This is a genomic window from Gammaproteobacteria bacterium, assembly GCA_029880545.1.
Classification (GTDB): domain Bacteria; phylum Pseudomonadota; class Gammaproteobacteria; order Acidiferrobacterales; family SZUA-150; genus JAOUOD01.
The window spans coordinates 114338-135633 of the sequence record JAOUOD010000002.1; the positions used below are offsets into that span (position 1 = coordinate 114338).

A 21296-nucleotide genomic window follows, 5' to 3' on the forward strand; every position below is an offset into this window, starting at 1 on the left:
CCTTGTCTTATGTTCTGTTTGCGAACCAGGTACGCGCCTCGTCGATATCCTGGAATATGCGCAACTTCATCTCATCCAGTGAATCAAATTTTTCTTCATCCCGCAGCTTGTGCAGAAAATCAATATTAAGGTATTGACCGTAGATCTGCTCGTTAAAATCAAACAGGTGGATCTCCAGCAAAGCCCGGGTACCACCAACTGTTGGCCGGGTACCGACACTGGCCACTCCCTGGACCGGTTCGCCCCGAACTCCGAAAACTTCGACAACGTATATGCCCTGGACCGGTGACATGTTTCGATGCAGGTGGATATTGGCTGTCGGAATACCCAGGGTTCGGCCTATCTTGTCGCCATGCGCCACCCGACCACACATGCGATAGGGGCGACCCAGTAATTTTTCGGCAGTCTGCAGGTCACCAATTGCCAGCGCTGTGCGAATCCTGGTACTGCTGACACGCTCGCCATCTATATTAAACGTGTGCATGTGTACTACATCAAAACCGAATCGCCGGCCGGCCTGCTGCAACATGGCAAAGTCTCCACGGCGCGCCTTGCCAAACTGAAAATCGTCACCCACCACCAGGTGCCTGACGCCCAGACCCTCTACCAGGATGCGCTCGACAAAATCCTCGGCGTCCAGTGACGCAAATTTTTCGTCAAACTCGCACACCAGCACCCGGTCTACAGCGAATCGGCCCAGTTGGCGCAATTTCTCGCGCAGGCGAGTCAATCTTGCCGGCGCCTTGTTCGGCTGGAAATACTCAAGCGGCTGCGGCTCAAAAGTCATGACCAGCGACGGCACCCCGTAATCGCGCCCCTCATCGGCCAGCTGGCCAATAACCGCCTGGTGGCCCAGGTGAACACCGTCGAAATTACCGATGGTGGCCACGCAGCCCCGATGCTCCGGCCGAAGATTGTGAAGACCGCGAATCAGCTCCATGGTTGCCTGTTTTTACCGCCTGTTGCGCTCTGAAGTAAAGCGCGCAAGATTACTGATTTCAAAAGGAAAGGTCCAGACAACCGGGTAAATCCAGGTATGCGCCTCGATCTCAATGATGGGCCCAGTCAGGATCCAGTTCGTCAATAACCTCGCCAACAGGACGCCGGCCATCAAAACCATCATCGTAACCATGATAATGCCCCAGGCGCAGCTCGGGAAACTTCCAGCACAGGTAACCGTCGCCGGTATCAAAATCCACTAACCACAGGCCCTTGACCACCAACCCCAGTCGCTCCATCTTGCCGACCCAGCGCTTGACGATGGTTTCGTATTCGGCCTCCACGCGCGGCAAGGCCGGGTTGGTGGGCAGCATGGACTCCAGTTTGAGCCGCAGGGGTTCCAGCTCCGCATGGGCAGACTCGGTCAATTTTCTCACCATGGGAAATAGCGATTGCGCCTCGGACAGACTGAATACCCGCGGGCTGTTGCAACTTCCGATCTGGGTGTGGCTATCACTCATGACTGGAACGATCAGTGCGGTTTATGGATGAGCTTGCCCGGCTTCAGGCCAGACAATACCAAGGCGACTCCGTAGACCAGTATACCCAAACCAATCCATTGCGCGAGCCTGACAACACGCACCCAGAACCCGGCGTCCAGCCACGACTGAATATCCGCAGCGCCAAAATACAACAGCGTGCCCATGGCGGTGCTGGCCAGGACAATCCGGATCAGAAACAAGGACCAGCCTGAATCCGGTTGATAAATCTGCTCTTTGCGCAAACGGACAAACAACAGGCCGCAATTAATAAATGTTGAAAGTGAGATTGCCAGCGCCAGGCCGACATGTTTCAACGGCCACACCAGCGCCAGGCTCAGGACAATATTGGCGGCAAAGGCAATCATGGCGATTTTCGCCGGGGTGCGCGTATCCTGGCGGGCATAAAACCCGGGAGCCAGCACCTTGACCAGGATAAATCCGGGCAGACCGATCGCAAACGCAACCAGCGCCCGTGATGTCATTTCCACATCCGTGGCATTAAATGCGCCGTACTGGAACAAGGTGACAATCATGGGTCCTGCCAATACAGCGAGTCCAACGGCAGCCGGAACCGCGATCAGGAATACCAGTCGTAACGACCAATCAAGCAAATGCGAAAACTCGCCAGCGGCACCGTCGGCATAACGACGCGACAGGCTGGGCAAGATCACTGTTGCCAAGGCAATACCAAAAACGCCGAGTGGAAATTCCATCAGGCGATCCGAGTAGTACAGCCACGAGACGCTACCGGTTACCAGGAATGAAGCCAGAATACGGTTCACCAGCAGGTTCACCTGCGCCACCGAGCTGCCAAATATCGCGGGCACCATCAACTTGAACACTTTGCTGACTTCGTTGTGCCGCGCCAGTTTCGGCCAGCCAAGCATGCCGGCGCGCTTTAAAAACGGTACCTGGAACCCGAGCTGGACGACGCCCGCTATAAATACGCCCCAGGCCAGTCCGACCACCGGCTGGTCCATTAACGGTGTTAACCAAATGACCGCCGCGATCAGGCACAGGTTCAGAAATACCGGCGTGAACGCGGCAGCGGCAAACTTGCCACGCGTATTCAGAATTCCCGCGGCCATGGCCACCAACGAGATGAACATCAGGTACGGAAAAGTAATTCGCAGCATGGCCACGGTCAGGTCAAACTTGGTGGGCTCATCCATAAAACCGGGCGCCAGGCCCATGATAATAAGCGGCGAGGCAATAATCCCGATGAGCGTTACTAGGAACAGGATCAGGCCAAAAGCACCAAACATGTGGTTTACAAATTTACGTGCCGCTTCGTCACCCTGTTTTTTCTGGGTTTCGGCAAGGACCGGGACAAATGCCTGTGAAAATGCACCCTCACCGAATATGCGACGGAAAAAATTGGGAATGGCGAAGGCAACATAAAAGGCATCGGCGGCAACCCCGGCGCTAGCCCCGAGAAACCTCGCAAACAACACATCGCGCACCAAGCCCGTAATACGCGAAACCAGGGTCATGGCGCCGGTCACCGCAGTGGATTTCAGCAATTTGCCTGACATGAATATCCTTATTGTTGATTTTCCTGCCTCAAAATGGTTCAGGGCAGGCCGATTCAGGGGCAATCATAGGGCAATTCGTCGCGCGCGCCCACCAGGCCGATTTTTCATCACCCCAAAGCTCAAGGTATTGACAAATAGACAGAAAATCAGGATAGTTCGGCGCTTTCCGGCGACCGGCCAGATACTTCCATCAACCGGGCCGGCCAAAACCCGACTTTACCAAGAAAAGTCGATCTCAAAGGATTCAGGAGCAAAAATGGCTAACTCAGCACAAGCCCGCAAACGCGCCCGTCAGGCCGATGTCCATCGTGAACGCAATACAGCCCAGCGTTCCAACATGCGCACACAGGTCAAAAAGCTGCTCAAGCTGATCAAGGATGGCGAAAAAGACGCGGCTGCAGAACAGCTCAAGGCCGCATCATCGTTTCTGGACCGCGCCGCCAAGCGTGGCTTGATTCACGCCAACAAGGCAGCCCGCACCAAGAGTCGCCTGAGCGCACGCCTGAAATCAGCCTGACCTGCTGCTACAGATAATAAAACCCGCTATCGGCATGTTCGATAGCGGGTTTTTTCATGCCTTCAGGAATCGATCAGGCGGTCGGAACCGGGTCTTACACGAGCACCATATTGTCGCGGTGGATCAGTTCTGGATCATCCACATACCCGAGCAGCGATTCAATACGTTCACTGGGTTTTCCCAGAATCTTCCGAGTATCATCAATACCGTAGTTAACCAGTCCACGCGCCACCTCGTTGCCATCGGCATCAACACAGGCTACCACCTCGCCACGGGAAAACTTGCCCTCTGCGGCAATCACGCCCACCGCCAACAAGCTGCCGCCATTTTCCCGCACAACACGTACCGCACCAGCATCCAGCACCAGTCGACCAGCCGTTTTCGCCTGTGACGCCAACCACTGTTTGCGCGCGGCCACACGACCCTGGGCAGCTTCCAGGTAGGTACCAACAGATTCACCGGCCCAGACCTGGCTTAATACGTCCTGTTTGCGACCGTTAGCAATAACTGTGCAGGTGCCAGAACGTGCAGCCTTGCCTGCAGCCAATACCTTTGTGCGCATGCCGCCACGACCCAGGCTTCCCGAACCTCCCGCCATGGCTACCAGTGACGGATCGCCGGCCTGGCCGTGGCTAACCAGCCTGGCATCGGGACACTCCCGGGGATCCTGCTCAAACAAACCTTCCTGATCGGTAAGAATGACCAGCAGATCGGCTTCGACAAGATTACACACCTGCGCTGCCAGGGTGTCATTGTCGGAAAACCGGATTTCTTCGGTAGCAACGGTGTCATTTTCATTAATGACCGGCACCACGCCCATCTTCAACAGGGTTTTCAACGTGCTCCTGGCATTCAAATAGCGCTCACGATTGGCAAGGTCAGCATGAGTCAACAGAATCTGGGCGGAATGGATGCCAAAACGATGAAATGCGGTTTCATAGGTTTGTACCAGTCCCATTTGGCCGATGGCGGCCAACGCCTGCAGATCATGCAGTGCATGCGGGCGCGTGGTGCCACCCATGCGATGCAGACCGGCTGCTACGGAGCCAGATGTAACCAGCAATAATTCACGTCCTGGCGACATCCATTTTGCCGCCTGCTCCACCCAGCGGCCGATGGCGGCGACGTCGATTCCCTGCTTCGCGTCCGTCAACAAGGCACTGCCGATCTTGACGACGCAACGCCTGGACTGACTGATTTTTGCTCTGGACTGATTATGCGTCATGCAGCGTTCCCGCCTCGTCTCCCAGCTCTTCCAGGTGTCCCATGAGGGCCCCGGTTAATTTATTGCAACCTTCGCCATTAATGGCACTGACCCGGTAAACCGGGCCATCAAAATCCAATCCATCTACGATATCCTGACACCGTGCTTCGCGTTCGTCGTCCGGCACCAGGTCGAGCTTGTTCAATACCAGCCAACGCTCTTTGTCGGCCAGTTCATCGCTGTATTTCGACAGCTCGTTGAGCAAGGCGCTCGCTTCCTTGACCGGATCACTGCCATCAAATGGTGCCACATCGACAAGATGCAACAGAATGCGGGTTCGGGAAAGATGTTTCAGGAACTGCACGCCCAGGCCCACGCCTTCCGCAGCACCTTCGATCAAGCCCGGAATATCGGCAATAACAAAACTGCGGTACTCGCCCACACGAACCACGCCTAAATTCGGGTACAAGGTAGTAAACGGGTAGTCCGCCACTTTCGGTCGGGCCGCGGACACTGCCCTGAGGAATGTGGATTTCCCGGCATTAGGCAACCCTAAAAGACCGACATCAGCCAGTACCTGCAGCTCCATGCGCAGGTAACGCTGATCACCGGCGGTGCCCGGCGTGGTCTTGCGTGGCGCGCGGTTGGTACTGGATTTGAACCGGGCGTTACCCAGCCCGCCTTCACCGCCCTTGGCCACCAACAGGCGCTCGCCTTCGCGAGTCAGCTCTCCAATCAGTTCTTCAGTGTCTTCATCCCAAACACGTGTTCCCAGGGGTACACGCACAACCAGGTCATCTGCCGATGCCCCGGTGCAATTTCGTCCGCGTCCCGGCTCGCCATTACGCGCTCGATGCTGACGACTGTGGCGAAAATCCGCGAGGGTATTGAGCCCGGAATCGCCTTGCAGATAGACACTGCCGCCATTGCCGCCGTCACCGCCATCCGGACCACCCTTGGGCATGAATTTCAGGCGCAGGAAACTCAGGCAACCTCGGCCGCCGTTACCCGCTTCTACGCGAATGGATGCTTCATCGACGAATTTCATGCTTGCTACTCTGGTTCCCGCACAAAGAAAAAACCCCGCCCGGTTCACCCGGGCGGGGTTTTCAGATCACTTCCCCATTCCAGGGTCGAGTCTTAAGCCGGGTAAACGCTAACCGTCTTGCGCTTGCTTGGGCCCTTGATCTCGAATCGGACAACGCCGTGACTGGTGGCAAACAGCGTATCATCTTTGCCACGGCTCACATTGGTGCCCGGGTGGAACTTGGTGCCGCGCTGGCGAACCAGGATATTTCCTGCCAACACTTCCTGACCGGCAAATCGCTTGACGCCAAGGCGTTTCGATTCCGAATCGCGACCGTTACGTGAACTACCGCCTGCTTTTTTATGTGCCATTTTGTCTAACCTCTACGCAATCGTACGGAACCAGCAATTAGCCGATACCGGTAATTTCCAGTTCAGTGTAGTCCTGGCGATGACCCGCCTGCTTGCGGTAATGCTTGCGACGGCGCATCTTGAAAATGCGGACTTTTTCGCCACGACCGTGCGATACCACCTTGGCGCTGACCTTGCTGTCCAGGGTCGGCTTGCCTACCTGAACATTGCCGCCATCCTGAATCATGAGTACACGATCCAGATTCACGGACTCGCCTTCGGCTGCGGTCAGCTTTTCCACCTTGAGCTTGTCGCCTACAGCGACTCGGTACTGTTTGCCGCCAGTTTCAATCACCGCGTACATGCTTGATTCTCCTGATAAATCTGTCATTGTGCACCCGCTACCATGTGAGCGGGGGCGCTAAAGGGCGGCAATTCTAGCCGCAGCCACGCTCAAGGTCAAACATCTTGACACCCCCGGGCTGGCTCCCTAGGATTGCGCGGCGCCTTCCCCGGACGTTGGCGGATACCTTTTATATAGGACAGAGCAAAAAGCCCGAACCGAGACCATGAATTCCGCCGAAATACAGGCCCTGGCTGCCGATGACATGGCAGCCGTAGACGAACTGATCCATACCCGCCTCAGCTCCGATGTCGTCCTGATCAACCAACTGGGCCACTACATTATCGGTAACGGTGGCAAGCGTATTCGGCCATTGATTACCCTGCTCGCCGCCAGGGCGCTGAGCTACCAGGGGGTCCATCACGTGACCCTGGCAGCGATTATCGAATTCATTCATACCGCCACCTTGCTGCACGACGACGTCGTCGACAGCTCCAACATGCGACGGGGACAGGCCAGCGCCAATGCCGTATTCGGCAACGAAGCCAGCGTACTGGTTGGCGACTTCCTGTATTCCCGCGCTTTCGAAATGATGATCGAGGTGGACAACATGCGCGTCATGGAAATCCTGGCTTCCACCACCAACACCATCGCCGAAGGCGAAGTCATGCAGCTGATGAATGTCCACGACCCGGACACCTCGGAAGCGCGCTATATCGAAGTCATTCAGAGCAAGACTGCCAAGTTATTTGAGGCCGCCACGCGATTGGGTGCTGTAATCACCGGCCAACCGGAACACGTTGAAACTGCCATGGCTGCCTACGGCATGCATCTTGGCACCGCGTTCCAGCTGATTGACGATGCGCTCGACTATCGTCGCAACAACAACAGTCTGGACAAGAACCTGGGTGACGACCTGGCGGAAGGCAAGCCAACACTGCCACTGATTCATGCCATGAGCCGAGGTACCGAGGCACAGCGCTCACTGATTCGCAAAGCCATTGAAGACGGCGGGCTTGACCAGATTGAGGCCGTTATCGATGCCATTGAATCCACCGATTCCATCACGTACACTGCGCGCCAGGCTGAAGGCGAGGCCGAAAACGCGATCAACGCGATTTCTGTTATTCCCGACTCGTCATTCAAACGCGCGCTTGAGGCCTTGGCGCGACTTTCCGTTCACCGGGATTTTTGATCAGCCTTGCAATCGCTGCAAAACAATCGACACGGGGTGTAGCTCAGCCTGGTAGAGCACTGTCTTCGGGAGGCAGGGGCCGGAGGTTCGAATCCTCTCACCCCGACCAGGTTTTCATTCTTTGATCCGGCACTGGTGAGCGCAAACATGGGCCAGGTTATTAAAATCCTGCTGTTTATTGGTATTGCGATTTGGCTTTTGTTCCGGATTCGTCGGGCGCTCACTCGATCCGATCAGTCTGACACCGAATCCGGCTCCCCGCCCCCGCCTGAAAAGCTCATGAGCGCTTGCGCCACTTGCGGAATATTCGTGCCCGACAACGAAATCATTCGAGCCCATGGCAAATTCTATTGCTGTGCTGAACACAGGGATCAGGATAAACCGGCCTGATGACGAAAATCAGGTACCGCCTGGCTTTTGCGCAACCAGGCTTTCTATGCTAGTTGTTTCCGCATGACCGAAACTCACATTGATCCGGAAATTGAGGTAATGGCCTCTGCTGTCGCTGCAGATCAGCCGCTAGGCCACACCAACTGGCGCCTGTTGCAGTACTTCAATCTCTACCGGGTCGGGATCGCAGGGCTCGCAAGCCTTGGGTCACTGTTTATTGATCTGATCACGCCTTTTGGAAAAACCGACCCGGTATTGTTCCAGATTGTCGCCGTCACCTATTTTATTGTCAGCCTGTTCGGATTACGCATCACTTATATTCGCCAACCGGACTTCGAGACCCAGGCCAGCGTATTTGCCTTTTCAGACGTGGCTTTCGTCACCCTGCTTACTCACGCGAGCGGTGGACTCGCCAGCAGCCTTGGCCTGTTCCTGGTAGTGGCGGTAACCGGTGCCAGCCTGCTGCTCAACAAGCGCATGACTATTTTTGTAGCGTCACTGGCTTCCGTAGCGGCGTTGATCCAGCATTCCTGGGGATTGCTTACCGGTACTGACACCTATTACGGCACCATCTCACAAGGCTATCCACAGGTGGGCGCGCTGGGCCTGGGCCTGTTTACGGCGTCGGTATTGGGCTACACGCTAGCGCAACGACTCAGGCTGAGTGAAGCCATTGCCGATCAGCGTGGCGCCGATATTTCAAACCTCTCCAGGATTAATGCCCTGATTATCGAGCGTATGCAGGCCGGTGTACTGGTCTGCGACAATCACCTTATGATTAAACAGTACAACACCCGTGCCGGGCATTTTTTCGACCTCCCCGAACAGGAGCCGGGCAAACCGGAATGGCGCCTCGCCGACTTGTCGCCAGACCTTGAGGCCGGGCTGCTGGACTGGCTGGCGTATCCGAGCCGCAAGCAATTAAGGCCGGTTGTGGCACGCAACGGCCAGGCTGTAGTTCCTCGATTTGAACCCATTTCCGAGAATCTGAATGATGGCGTACTCATCTTTCTCAGCGATGTCGCCGCACTGAAACAGCAAGCGCAGCAGCTCAAAATGGCGGCACTGGCACGACTGACCGCAAGTATCGCCCATGAAATCCGCAACCCGCTGGGGGCCATATCCAACGCGGCCCAGCTTCTTGGTGAAACGGTCTCGGCAAACAGCGATGAAACCCGCCTGTCACAAATCATTCTCGATCACTGCAAGCGCATGAACCGTATTATCGAAAACATCACCCAGCTGGCGCGCCGCGATCGACTAAATCAGGAGCGCATTCAGCTGCATGACTGGCTTGGTCATTTTATCGGTCAGTTTGTTGATGAGCACTCGCTGCCAAAGGACACGCTAATACTGAACGGCGGCACCGACGTGCGAGCCTGCATGGATCCCAACCAACTCACCCAGGTGGTCACCAACCTGGTGCAGAATGGTCTGCGTCACTCTCGAAAGGGCTCAAAAGCGGTAATTGAGCTGGAGCTCGGTGTCGACAGCAAATCAGGGCTGCCATACCTGGATATCACGGATTCGGGTGAAGGCGTGCCAAGAGAAATTGCGGAAAATATCTTTGATCCCTTTTTTACAACTGCATCGACAGGCACAGGATTGGGTTTATACATCTCCCGGGAGCTGTGCGAAAGCAACGGGGGTGGCCTGCATCTTGTCTCGAGCTATACTGAAGGCGCCCGATTTCGCATAATCTTCTCTCCGGCTGATGAATGCGCATAACACTGGTCTGTGACACACATGGGAAAAAAACAAATACTCATCGTTGACGACGAACCGGATATCCGGGAACTGCTCGAGCTGACCCTTGGCCGCATGGATCTCGAAACTCGTGCCGCCGCCAATCTCGAGGAAGCCAATTACCTGCTGAAGCAGTTCGATTTCGACCTGTGCCTGACTGATATGCGGTTACCGGATGGTAACGGTATCGAGCTGGTACGAGAGATCCAGAACAACCATCCCGATCTTCCCGTTGCGGTGATCACCGCCTACGGCAACATGGAAACCGCCGTGGCTGCGCTCAAGGCCGGTGCATTTGACTTTATCTCCAAGCCCGTCGACCTGAACGATTTGCGCAATATTGTCCGTACTGCGCTCAAGCTGTCCAAACCGGAAAAGGCTGACAATAAAGACAAGCGTGCTCCCGCCGACAGCGCCTCTAGAATGCTCGGCAAGTCTGCCACCATTGATGCCGTTCGCAAACTGATCGAAAAACTCGCCCGCGGCCAGGCGCCGGTTTACATTGGTGGCGAATCCGGCACCGGCAAGGAGCTGGCAGCTCGCCTGATACATGATCTTGGCCCACGCGCCGATCGCCCTTTTGTGCCGGTCAACTGCGGCGCCATTCCCGAGCAGCTCATGGAAAGCGAATTCTTTGGACACAAAAAGGGCAGTTTTACTGGCGCTTCCAGCGATAAGGAAGGGCTGTTCCAGGCGGCTGATGGTGGCACCCTGTTCCTGGACGAAGTCGGCGACCTGCCCTTGCATATGCAGGTCAAGCTGCTGCGAGCTATCCAGGAAAAAACCATCCGGCCGGTTGGCACTCAAAGCGAAACCCGGGTGGATGTACGCATCCTGAGCGCCACCCACAAGGATCTGCACGAACTGGTCCAGACCGGGAAATTCAGGCAAGACCTGTATTACCGACTAAACGTCATTGAACTCACCATTCCAAGCCTGCGCGAGCGTCGTGAAGATATTGCCATTATCGCCGAAGCGGTTGCCGCCAGGCTGGCTGAGACCCATGGCATCAAGATGCCTACCCTGGCAGCTGCCGCCATTGACGCACTCAGCCAATACGATTTCCCGGGCAACGTCCGCGAACTGGAAAATATCCTGGAGCGCGCCATCACCCTGTGTGAGGGTGGCGAGATTACCCGGGCTGACTTGCAATTACGCCAGTCAGGCAGTAGCAATGCGGTATTCGACCTGGCAGCGGCGGGTGAACCGGGACGGCTCGAATCGGAGACCCTGGATGACTACCTGGAGCGCATCGAAAGACAGAGCATCACCGATGCTTTGGAAAAATCCGGTCAAAACAAGACTGCGGCAGCAAAACTGCTGGGTATTACATTCCGGGCGCTGCGCTACAAGCTGGAAAAACTGGGGATTGATTGACTCCCCTGTTCCGGCAGAAGGTAGCGGGCGAAAATTGTCACCTGTTTTTTACACATGACATAAATTGTCACTCGTTACGATTCAGTCGATTGGTACAGCCTTGACCCTGTGGATAACTTTTGGCAATAATTGACTAAAAATGTCAGGTATTGTCGACACACGGAAAATTCTTTTGGATAAACGGTAACTTAGGAACGACTAAAAAAGTTGGCACGGAAACTGCTTTATACCACCATTGAACAAGAGCCGTTATTCGGCTCTTTTCAGAAATCGGAAAAGTTGTCACGGAAAGTGTCGGTTCCTTGAGAAGGCTCTCTTGATTCTCAAATTCCGCTGCAGACAACGGGAGCAGCATCACGAGGTAACCCCGGGTGGCGCAACCGGTATTTTCCAGGACACCTTTTCCGGAAACACAAATAGCTAGTACTTGGAGACTTAATACAATGAAAAAACATCAGTCCGGTTTTACCCTTATCGAATTGATGATCGTAGTGGCCATCATCGGTATCCTGGCCGCCATCGCGATCCCGGCTTATTCTGACTACATCGCCAAGACCCGTGTTTCTGACTGCCCGGGCTCTTCAGCTGCAATCAAGACCAACGTAGCCTTGGCAGCCCAGGACGGCACGCTTCAGCCTATTGGTGCCGGTGCATTAAATGGCCCCGCGCTGAACAATGACGTTGTCGGTATTCTTCAAAGCGGGTCATATGCCTCTACCAACCTTAGTGAAATCGTTGTAACCCTGGTTAACGACGGTGAGACTGATGATGGCGGCAACCCAATTCTGTCAACCCAGATTGATTGTTTCTTTAATGCCGGTATCCTGCCGACTTACTCTGCTGCAATTGTTCCATATCTGCGCCTTGTATCTCGCCAGAATTCCGGTCAGATTCGCTGGATTGTTTCCCATGTTGGCACCGTAGCGCCAAACGGCGTGGTTCAGAAACATCGTCCGAAGTCATAATATTCGGATAGCTTCAAGCTACACAGTCAAAGCCCCCTTTACAGGGGGCTTTTTCTTTGCTCTAGTTATTGCAAATGATCAAGCACTCAAATTACATCGTCGTTACAATAATCGCGCTGATAACGACCATCAGTTACTGGCCAGGATTGAGCGGCCCCTTTATGTTTGACGACATGTCAAATATCGTTATCAACAAGAAAATCCACATTTCTGAATTGTCATGGGATGCGCTTGCAGATGCGATTCGGTCACTTGAAAGCGGTCCTCTCAAGCGCCCCATATCAACTGTAAGTTTCGCGCTAAATTACTATTTCTCGGAATTATCCCCTTTTGCGTACAAGGCCACCAATCTTGTCATCCATATATTGAACTCTTTTGGTTTATTCGTTCTCGCCAATCTGCTACTTCAGAATACCCATGACAAGACTGGTAACCTGCTGTCAATCCGCCTGGCTTATTGGACAGCAGCAGCAGCGGCTTTACTTTGGGCAATTCACCCACTGAACCTCAGCTCTGTACTATATATTGTTCAGCGGATGACCAGCCTTTCTGCCACGTTTCTGATTTTCGGGCTTATCGGATACTGCCTGGGAAGAATCAGACTGATAGCAGGAATTCGAAACGGTCTCATAATATCGGTTGCATCTCTCACCGGCTTTGGGATTCTATCCGCGCTAAGCAAAGAAAATGGCATACTGATATTTTTTTATGCAATGATAATCGAGGTATTCGTCTTTCGCTTTTCTGTAAACATTGGTCTCCGAAAGCATTACAAAACATCGATAATATCTTTCTACGTTGCCCCTATTATTGTTGGCATACTTTTATCTCCAATTTACGCCACCAGTGTACTGAAGCTCGATCATTACGATATGCGTCAGTTTGATATGGCTGAACGACTGATGACAGAAGCGCGGGTAATCTGGTTTTACCTCAAACTCATCGCAGCCCCGACGCCGTCAGCACTTGGCTTGTATCATGACTATTTTCCATTTTCGACGTCAATGACACAGCCGATGTCTACACTTTACTCGGTAGTTTCTTTGATACTACTTCCAGTCGTTGCAATTATTCTCAGAAATAGGGCGCCAATCATTTCTTTTGCGATATTCTGGTTTCTTGCCGGGCACAGTCTTGAGTCGAGCGTTGTGCCACTTGAGCTTGTCCACGAACACCGGAACTATGTCCCCATGTTTGGACCTGTTCTCGCTACGACTTATTATCTGCTATACCATGCCAGGAACCCGGAAAGCCTTAAACTATGGTCTGGCCTATTCGTTTTAATAGTCTTGCTTTTTTCGGCTGGAACATTTGCACGAGCGTCTGTTTGGTCAAATGAATATCGAATGAAACTGACTCAGCTCTTGGACCACCCCAATTCGGCACGTGCCAACTCCGATATGGCTATACTGCTTCACAACAGCAGGCAGCTTGACAAAGCCGAAAACCTGTTCAAGAAAGCTGCCGAACTTGACTCTGATCCACCCCACCAGCTGATGCGCCTGATGCAACATCTCTATGTCTTTTACAAACCTGTACCCAGGGAGTATCTGGAGACACTGGAATTTTGCGCCAGAAACACACCGTATTCACATGTCACAATCTGGCAGTACGAAGCCTTGATGGAACAATCGAGGACAATCCCTGAAGATAATGCCCGGATTGTCGAGGCATTCAGATTGATGATTTCGTCGAACAGAGTCAAGCTGTCCCGAGAATGGGTAGCAAAATCTTATAGCATTCTCGGCGAAAACTACTTACATATGAAAAAAATCGACGAAGCTATCGAATCATTTGGCGGCGCAGTGGAAAATGATGCCAAACCAGCTTATTTGCTACAGCTGGCAAATGCTTACCATCATGCCGACAGATTTCAGGAATCACTTGCGACATTAAAACAAATTGGTGGCAAGACTCGTCTTCCCGAGCATCTCGTCAATACATACGACAGACTTCACGACGATTTGGAACATGACATGGACAGAAACCGGAAATGAGTGAAAAACTATCAATAGTCCTCCCGTCAAAGAATGAAGGCAAAAGCCTTGAACTGCTTCTTCCCAAGCTTAAGTCCTGTTACAGCAGCGCAGAGATTATTGTTATTGATGATGGCTCCGATGACAATACCGGGGTCTTGTGTGCAGACCATGCAGTGACGCATGTTCGGCATACCTACTCCAAAGGCAACGGTGCAGCAATCAAGTCCGGCGCCCGTGCCGCAACCGGGGACATTATTGTTTTCATGGATGCCGATGGTCAGCATAATCCGGAAGATATCCCAAAACTCCTGGAACCATTCAAAAACGGCGCGGATATGGTCATCGGCGCGCGCAAAGCCTCCGGGCAGGCCAGTGTTGCAAGATTGTTCGCCAATAGCCTGTATAACAGGCTTGCCAGCCTGCTGGTTGGACACAGAATTGAAGACCTGACATCGGGTTTTCGTGCCGTCAGACGCGAGCTTTTCCTGGAATTTCTTCACCTGCTGCCGAATGGTTTTTCATACCCAACCACCATTACCATGTGCTTTTTCCGTGCCGGTTATACCGTGTTATACACGCCAATCGAGACAGCAAAACGAATCGGCAGAAGCCATATCAACCTGCTTCGAGATGGCGCGCGCTTCCTGATTATCATCTTCAAGATCGCCACCCTGTATTCGCCGTTAAAGCTGTTTCTGCCGATCAGCCTGGTCCATTTTACGGTCGCATCTGGCTACTATTTCTACACTTATACAATGTTTGGCCGCTTCACCAATATGAGCGCGTTATTGTTTGTCGCCTCGATTCTGATTTTTCTGATCGGACTGGTATCGGAACAAATCACGGCGCTACTCTACAAAAACAGGGACTAACTCCAACCTTTCGCAGACTCAAACAATCGCACCGACATGGAATCACAAACAAGCAAACTGGCCTGCACCGGCGAACGGGTTATTGAGGATGACTACAAATCCAGTGCGTCGCGATACCTGATCTACCTGTTTCATATCGCCACCTATAATTTCTGCACACCTTACATCAGGAACAAAAGAGTTCTTGAATTCGGATCCGGATCTGGTTACGGAACATTTCTGATTGCTCCCGAATGTCGGCACATCATTGGCATTGATATTTCCGTTGATGCGATTAACTATGCAAAATCCCGGTACCAGCGAGATAACCTCGAATACCGGAACATAGATGACATCAACACCACGGATTTGCCATTTACCGATAACGAATTCGATACGGTTATTTCATTCCAGGTGGTTGAGCATATTCGCAACTCAGATCGCTTTCTTTCCGAAATTCAGCGCGTTCTGAAACCTGGCGGCACATTGGTTATTGCCACACCTGATCGCAGCACCCGACTGTACCCGGGACAGAAGCCCTGGAACATATTTCATATCACCGAATACGATCCAGCAACATTTCTGCGAATGATGTCCCGGAGCTTCCCGGAAACAACCCTTTATGGCATGACCGCACGCGGCAGTGTTGTCGATATCGAAACCCGTCGAACCGAAAAACTCAGGAAGGCAGCGTACCCGTTCACCTTTCCGTTTTGCCCCGAGTGGTACAGGCAAATGAGCCTGGGACTGCTCAAGAAAATTCAGAGCTTTCTGCCCAGGGCCGGCCATGCTGAAACCGATAGTGAGACCAGGTTTGGTTTCAGCCTGGACGATATCGTTATCGACAAAGATGCGGCGCCAAGCGTGAATATCGTCTCCGTATCCATCAACCCGCCATCGAAAACGTGAACATGACACCGCAGAACTGTCGTTCTTTGCTGGAATCACTCGCTGCACCGGCACCTCGATATCTGATGAGAATCGCTTTGCTTGACCAGATGATCGATATGATTCCCGGCACCCCGGAATCGTTTCTTGAAATTGGGCCCGGAATGGGCGATGTCAGCCTTTATCTGACCAATCGCTACACTGATATACAGGCAACCATCACCGATATATCGGAGACGAGCATTGAAACCCTTCGCTCACGATTCGGAGATAATCCGCGGGCCACGTTGGCTGTCTCCGATTTCAACAATATAACGGGATCTGCCCGTTTTGATCTCATCATTGCCTGCGAGGTATTTGAACATCTCGACGATGACAACGCTGCTTTTCAGTCGGTATTTCGGTTACTCAAACCCGGTGGACATTTCATCTTTTCCGTTCCGGCCTTTATGAAAAAATGGGGGCCAGCAGACAAGTATGCTGGGCATGTCAGGCGATATGAACAGCAAGAACTTCGACAACAGTTTCAGGATAATGGTTTTGATATCCGTGAATTCTGGTCCTACGGCTTTCCAGTAACCAATTTTTTAAGTCCTGTCAGCAAACTGTACTACTACGTGCAGCAACGGCGCACGCCACTGGCCGGGAAGGATGCCACCCAGCGCAGCGGAACCGAAAGAAGTGCGGCCAAAAAGGTGCGGAAGCTGCCGTATGTTTTACTGATGAAACCGTTTTTCCTGGTTCAGGATCTGACCAGAAAATTCAATATTGGAGACGGCTATATTGTCCTGGCAAGGAAATCGTCATGAGCCAGAACAAACGCAAGCTGACCATCCTCGGTGTTCATCTCTACTCTTCAGCGTACCCCAATACCCGCTTTTCTGTTGATCTGCTCAGGAATTCCGGGCGCCTTGAAACCCGGGAAATTGTTTTGCCGATGTATTCAGCAGCACCATTCAGTGGGCAGAAACCAGGACTGTGTCCCAAATCTATCAAGTTCCTGCGGCTTGCTGTTCGTGCCGTTATTGCCCATTCATACGTAATATTGCGCTATTGCGTGACGAAAAAACCGGATATCTGCTACATCACTTACCCGGGCACAGGATTATTAATACTCATGTCCCTGCTGCCCCGCTTTATGCGGCCAAGAATGCTCATTGCTGACGGTTTTATCTCGATATATGACACGGCTGTCTGTGACCGAAAATTGCTTATGGCAGGTGGATTACCGGCCCGGTTACTGTTTCTGCTCGAAAAGCACGCCTTCGGAACAGCAACCCGCATCACTGTCGATACCGAGGAAAACCGGCAGTACTACACCGGACTTTTCCGGATTGATGTGGATCGTTTCAGAGCCATTCCACTGGCCACCGATGAAACCAGTTTCGTTTACAACCGGTACAGTCCCGGCAACAGGAAATGCAAAGTACTGTTCATTGGCACATTCGTCCCACTACAGGGAACGGATGTCATTGCAAAGGCTATAGCCTTGCTTGGCAGACGACCAGATATAGAGTTTGTGGTTATTGGTACCGGCCAGGCAGTAGACACTTTCCAGCAAATCATCCGCGAAAACGAGAACAACCGGGTTACCTGGATCAGTGAATGGCAGGACTCGGACTCGCTGGCAACGCACATACAATCGGCGGACATTTGTCTTGGCATATTCGCCGACTCACCGAAAACCCGGCGTGTCTGGCCACTCAAAAATTACGCCTATATGGCATGTGGCCGCGCCATCATTACGGCCGACACTGAATGCGCAAGACGCATGTTCGATGGAGAAACTGACAAACCTGTTATTACCGTTCCGGCAGGAGATGCTCAGGCCCTCGCCGGGAAGATTGAACATCTTGCAGATTCGCCGGAGTTGCGCACGCAGCTTTCCGAAAGGGCGAGAAACTACTATGATACAAACCTCTCGAACCAGATCCTTCGAGACAAATTGATAAACGAGTTAATGCTTTCATGACACGGCAAGACCTCATGAATCCCGCACCCGAATACCGGACAAATACGATGCCCAGGGAACAACTGGATAAATGGTACGATGAAGACTATTTCAACAACTATCCGAAACACGATAGGCGCATAACTCAAATAATACGCAATATCAAGCTGTCTGAAACAGATAATATATGCGAGTTTGGCTGTGGTCCCGGTCACATCCTGATTGCGATGGCAGGAAAGATCCATCATGGAACGGGTATTGATGTATCAGAATATGCCGTTTCGCTGGCACAAAAATCTGCACGCCAGGCTGATATTCACAACCTCGATTTCCGTTCAGAAGACATTGAACATCTTGCTGATAACACCGGGTTAGCCGGGAAGTTTGACAAGGTGCTGATGATGGACATTTCAGAACATCTTTACGACGATACACTGATCAGGTTCTTTCGATCAGCCAAGACAATTCTCAAACCCGGTGGTCAACTGATCATTCACACCCCCAATGCCGGTTACTGTCTTGAGCGCATGAAGGCAAGGAATTTCGTGCTTAAGCAATTTGAGTCCCATATTGCAGTCAGAAACTACTCCCAGCACCTGCCGCTGCTCGAAGCAGCCGGGTTCAGGGCAATACAGGTAACATATCTCCCGCACTATAATCGAATAATCGGTCTTGCAGACCGGCTGCTCATGGGGCTGCCATTCATTGGTCGTCTGTTTCGGGCCAGGATGCTGATTGTTGCCCGCTCAGATTGACAGCGATCCGCAGCTGGCTAAAGCGATACTTGTTGATACACGAGCCCGGTCTTGTCCGGAATAATTCATCCGGAATGTCTGCGGGAAAACAACACCAGCCCGCCGCCCACCAGAAGCTCCAGCATCGCGAGCCAGATACGAAACACCAGCACCAGCAAGACCGCGTCTGCCAATGGCATTGCAACAGACAGAACCCAGGCACTTACCGCTTCCCGCACACCCACTCCACCCGGCGCGAAAACCGCCAGGAACCCGGCACTCATTCCTGCGATACAGGCAATAATAACAATGGCTGCATCATGATAGCCGGGAGCTGCAGGAAGCAGCGACAAGGATATTCCATACATCACCATGCCCAGCAACAGCCATACCAGCATGTACATCACCAGAAACCGGAACTGCCTGGAAATCGATAATACAAAATTTTCCGAGCGCCCTGACTGCGTGTTACCTGCTAATCGCCGTGCGAACCTGATCAACAGATTCAAGGGCTGCTGAAACCCGATAGCTATAACGACGAGCAGCGTAATCGTCATTGCTGTAAACCACAATATCGCGGTATCAAACAGCACCGCCCCCAGCAGTGCCATAACGACAACGCCTGCTCCCATCAGAAAAACCTGTTCTATATACGTTGCCTGAACGATCTTTTCGGTATCCAGCCCGTGCTGTCGAGCGAGACGAGACCCGCGCGCGATCATGCCCCATACTTTTCCCGGAATATATTTTCCGAGATTCACAAGACTTAACTGCAGAAAACTTTCTTTGATACCTGGCTTAACAGGTGCAACCGAAAATACAACCATTGACCACATATAACTCGATACCAGCCAGAACATGCACTGGAATACCGCACTGAAGATCAACGGCCAGATTGCAAAACGAATATGACGGTTAATCTGCTCAACCTGACCGGAAAGATAAAAAGATGCGTAGGCAATACTGATGATGACGAACAACGGCATCGAGTAATCCCGGATCAGTTTGCGCAAGAAGCCACTATTCCCGACCATAAATGCTCGCCACTATTCTCCCGATGATCTGTTTCGACAAATACCATTTTCGATTAGAATACGCCCGCATTGCCCCGGTAGCTCAGCAGGATAGAGCAGCCGCCTCCTAAGCGGCAGGTCGGACGTTCGAATCGTCTCCGGGGCACCACTTTCTCCTTCGCCCATACCATTTCAACCGGCACACCTGTGTCTAGCACCACGCGATTCGAACGGCCGACGTCGTCATCGGGGCCGTTCGACAAGCCTGCGGAGCAGGTTTGAACAGCAGCAGCAAACGACGTTTGCCATGCTGGTCTCACAAAACTGTTGCTGCCGACAAACTACTGGCGCAACGCCATAGCCCCGACCTGATTCCCTCGCTATACTCAGGTCATTCCAACAACAATACGTATTATTTGTGCCCACGCTTTCCATCAACAATCTAGCAGCCTCGCGCGGTGACCGCACGCTTTTCCGGTCCCTTGACTTCAGCGTCGAATCCGGCCAATGCCTGCACATTACCGGACACAATGGCTGCGGCAAGACCACGCTGCTGCGTGTTCTGTGCGGATTGACCCGGCCCGACACAGGCACGGTGTCCTGGCAAGGCGATTCCATCGCCGAAAACAGCGATGATTACCACGCCAGCCAGGCCTATGTCGGGCACAAAAACAGCATGCACGGGGACCTGACTGCCCTGGAAAATCTCGATTTCAGCACGCGCGTCGCCGGGGCCGAGGTCGGCATGAGTCCGGTCGAAGCACTGAAATTATTCGGACTGCAGGCCTATGCCCACCTGCCTGTACGGGTACTGTCACAGGGTCAGCAACGCCGTGCGGCGCTGGCACGCTTGCTGCTGAACAAAAAACCCTTGTGGATCATGGATGAACCGTTCAGCGGTCTTGATACTCAAAACACTGCTGTGCTGTACCAGCAAATCGAACGTCACCTGGATCAAGGTGGCATGCTTGTCGTCACCGCCCATCACGGGCTCGAGCTCGGCAAATCGCGCGTTTCCGAACTCAACCTGGAAGGCTACAAGAACCCATGAGCTGTTATCAGGCCTTCACTGCAACGCTTAAACGTGAAATGGTGACCACCTTCCGCCGGGTGCATGATGTGCTGAACCCACTGGTATTTTTCATCATCGTGGTAGCCCTGTTTCCGCTGGGGGTGGGGCCGGAACCCAACCTGCTGCAAAAAATGGCGCCAGGCGTGATCTGGGTAGCCGCACTCCTGGCAACCATGCTGTCCCTTCCGCGCCTGTTCAACCGCGACTACGACGAGGGCTCGCTGGAGCAACTGCTGCTGTCCCCGTGCCCGCTGACCTTGCTGGTATTGGCCAAAATCATTGCCCACTGGCTGCTCAGTGGCCTGCCACTGGTGCTGATCTCGCCGCTGCTGGCCATTCAGCTCAATCTGGACGCGGAAAGCTCCCGGGCGCTAATCCTGACCCTGCTGCTGGGCACGCCGACCCTGAGCCTGATTGGCGCCATTGGCAGCGCCCTGACGCTGGGACTGCGCGGTGGTGGCGTACTGGTTTCTCTGCTGATTTTGCCCCTGTATACTCCGGTACTGATTTTTGGCGCCGGCGCGGTAGTGGCCGTTGCCAACAGTTTGCCAATGCAGGCCCACACATCGCTGCTGGCAGCAATACTGGCCCTGGCGTTCACGTTTGCACCAATGGCCGCAGCATCGGCATTGCGCATTTCCCTGGACTAGACTAAAGACGTACTAGCACGATAACAAT

20 protein-coding genes, 2 tRNA genes and 1 pseudogene are annotated in these 21296 nt (G+C 53.0%); 15 read left to right on the forward strand and 8 right to left on the reverse strand.

Annotated features, from left to right (window positions below; genetic code table 11):
* Positions 1 to 7: 7 nt before the first annotated feature.
* The 3 genes from ribF to murJ all read right to left on the reverse strand — a co-directional run bounded on the left by ribF (position 8) and on the right by murJ (position 3016).
* Positions 8 to 940, reverse strand: coding sequence for a bifunctional riboflavin kinase/FAD synthetase (ribF, locus tag OEZ10_02570; GenBank protein ID MDH5631857.1), 933 nt, complete (start codon positions 938 to 940; stop codon positions 8 to 10).
* Between the two features lie 109 nt (positions 941 to 1049).
* Positions 1050 to 1460, reverse strand: coding sequence for a DUF2203 domain-containing protein (locus OEZ10_02575; GenBank protein ID MDH5631858.1), 411 nt, complete (start codon positions 1458 to 1460; stop codon positions 1050 to 1052).
* 11 nt (positions 1461 to 1471) lie between these two features.
* Positions 1472 to 3016 (reverse strand): murein biosynthesis integral membrane protein MurJ, encoded by a 1545-nt coding sequence (gene murJ, locus OEZ10_02580; protein MDH5631859.1) that lies wholly within the window; start codon positions 3014 to 3016, stop codon positions 1472 to 1474.
* Between the two features lie 256 nt (positions 3017 to 3272).
* Here murJ and rpsT point away from each other — a divergent pair, with 256 nt between their 5' ends.
* On the forward strand, positions 3273 to 3533 hold the full coding sequence (rpsT, locus tag OEZ10_02585; GenBank protein MDH5631860.1) for a 30S ribosomal protein S20: 261 nt from the start codon (positions 3273 to 3275) through the stop codon (positions 3531 to 3533).
* A gap of 94 nt (positions 3534 to 3627) precedes the next feature.
* Here rpsT and proB read toward each other — a convergent pair whose 3' ends face one another.
* From proB to rplU, 4 genes are all read right to left on the reverse strand, one after another.
* Positions 3628 to 4758 carry a glutamate 5-kinase gene (gene proB, locus OEZ10_02590; GenBank protein MDH5631861.1) on the reverse strand — a complete coding sequence of 377 codons (1131 nt, stop codon included), beginning with the start codon at positions 4756 to 4758 and terminating at the stop codon, positions 3628 to 3630.
* Positions 4748 to 5785 carry an Obg family GTPase CgtA gene (cgtA, locus tag OEZ10_02595; protein MDH5631862.1) on the reverse strand — a complete coding sequence of 346 codons (1038 nt, stop codon included), beginning with the start codon at positions 5783 to 5785 and terminating at the stop codon, positions 4748 to 4750. The genes proB and cgtA overlap by 11 nt, the downstream gene beginning before the upstream one ends.
* A gap of 92 nt (positions 5786 to 5877) precedes the next feature.
* A complete protein-coding gene (rpmA, locus tag OEZ10_02600) occupies positions 5878 to 6135 on the reverse strand; it encodes a 50S ribosomal protein L27 (protein MDH5631863.1) in 258 nt (85 codons plus the stop codon).
* A 37-nt stretch (positions 6136 to 6172) separates the two neighbouring features.
* Positions 6173 to 6478, reverse strand: coding sequence for a 50S ribosomal protein L21 (gene rplU / locus OEZ10_02605; GenBank protein ID MDH5631864.1), 306 nt, complete (start codon positions 6476 to 6478; stop codon positions 6173 to 6175).
* 205 nt (positions 6479 to 6683) lie between these two features.
* On the opposite strand from rplU, the gene ispB reads away from it, so the two are divergent.
* The 11 genes and pseudogenes from ispB to OEZ10_02660 all read left to right on the forward strand — a co-directional run bounded on the left by ispB (position 6684) and on the right by OEZ10_02660 (position 18554).
* Positions 6684 to 7652 (forward strand): octaprenyl diphosphate synthase, encoded by a 969-nt coding sequence (gene ispB, locus OEZ10_02610; GenBank protein MDH5631865.1) that lies wholly within the window; start codon positions 6684 to 6686, stop codon positions 7650 to 7652.
* 32 nt (positions 7653 to 7684) lie between these two features.
* Positions 7685 to 7761, forward strand: a tRNA-Pro gene (locus tag OEZ10_02615).
* A 344-nt stretch (positions 7762 to 8105) separates the two neighbouring features.
* The gene (locus OEZ10_02620; GenBank protein MDH5631866.1) at positions 8106 to 9770 is read left to right on the forward strand and encodes a HAMP domain-containing histidine kinase; all 1665 of its coding nucleotides are present in this window, start codon (positions 8106 to 8108) and stop codon (positions 9768 to 9770) included.
* Between the two features lie 18 nt (positions 9771 to 9788).
* Positions 9789 to 11165, forward strand: a complete 1377-nt coding sequence (locus tag OEZ10_02625; protein MDH5631867.1) for a sigma-54 dependent transcriptional regulator — start codon at positions 9789 to 9791, stop codon at positions 11163 to 11165.
* Between the two features lie 443 nt (positions 11166 to 11608).
* Positions 11609 to 11731: pseudogene (locus tag OEZ10_02630) on the forward strand (prepilin-type N-terminal cleavage/methylation domain-containing protein).
* 560 nt (positions 11732 to 12291) lie between these two features.
* Positions 12292 to 14127, forward strand: coding sequence for a hypothetical protein (locus OEZ10_02635; protein MDH5631868.1), 1836 nt, complete (start codon positions 12292 to 12294; stop codon positions 14125 to 14127).
* Positions 14124 to 14981 (forward strand): glycosyltransferase family 2 protein, encoded by an 858-nt coding sequence (locus OEZ10_02640; GenBank protein MDH5631869.1) that lies wholly within the window; start codon positions 14124 to 14126, stop codon positions 14979 to 14981. Before OEZ10_02635 ends, OEZ10_02640 begins: the two co-directional genes overlap by 4 nt.
* 36 nt (positions 14982 to 15017) lie before the next feature.
* A complete protein-coding gene (locus OEZ10_02645; protein MDH5631870.1) occupies positions 15018 to 15869 on the forward strand; it encodes a class I SAM-dependent methyltransferase in 852 nt (283 codons plus the stop codon).
* Positions 15870 to 15934: 65 nt separating this feature from the next.
* On the forward strand, positions 15935 to 16657 hold the full coding sequence (locus OEZ10_02650) for a methyltransferase domain-containing protein (protein ID MDH5631871.1): 723 nt from the start codon (positions 15935 to 15937) through the stop codon (positions 16655 to 16657).
* Positions 16654 to 17820: a glycosyltransferase gene (locus OEZ10_02655; GenBank protein MDH5631872.1), complete on the forward strand. Its 1167-nt coding sequence runs from the start codon at positions 16654 to 16656 to the stop codon at positions 17818 to 17820. Before OEZ10_02650 ends, OEZ10_02655 begins: the two co-directional genes overlap by 4 nt.
* Positions 17817 to 18554, forward strand: coding sequence for a methyltransferase domain-containing protein (locus tag OEZ10_02660; GenBank protein ID MDH5631873.1), 738 nt, complete (start codon positions 17817 to 17819; stop codon positions 18552 to 18554). Before OEZ10_02655 ends, OEZ10_02660 begins: the two co-directional genes overlap by 4 nt.
* A gap of 65 nt (positions 18555 to 18619) precedes the next feature.
* Here the strand turns inward: OEZ10_02660 and OEZ10_02665 are convergent, their stop codons facing one another.
* Positions 18620 to 19567, reverse strand: coding sequence for a flippase-like domain-containing protein (locus OEZ10_02665; GenBank protein MDH5631874.1), 948 nt, complete (start codon positions 19565 to 19567; stop codon positions 18620 to 18622).
* 71 nt (positions 19568 to 19638) lie between these two features.
* Here OEZ10_02665 and OEZ10_02670 point away from each other — a divergent pair.
* The 3 genes from OEZ10_02670 to ccmB all read left to right on the forward strand — a co-directional run bounded on the left by OEZ10_02670 (position 19639) and on the right by ccmB (position 21268).
* Positions 19639 to 19715 (forward strand) — tRNA-Arg (locus OEZ10_02670).
* Between the two features lie 249 nt (positions 19716 to 19964).
* A complete protein-coding gene (gene ccmA, locus OEZ10_02675) occupies positions 19965 to 20597 on the forward strand; it encodes a cytochrome c biogenesis heme-transporting ATPase CcmA (GenBank protein ID MDH5631875.1) in 633 nt (210 codons plus the stop codon).
* A complete protein-coding gene (ccmB, locus tag OEZ10_02680) occupies positions 20594 to 21268 on the forward strand; it encodes a heme exporter protein CcmB (protein MDH5631876.1) in 675 nt (224 codons plus the stop codon). The genes ccmA and ccmB overlap by 4 nt, the downstream gene beginning before the upstream one ends.
* The last annotated feature ends 28 nt before the right edge of the window (positions 21269 to 21296 follow it).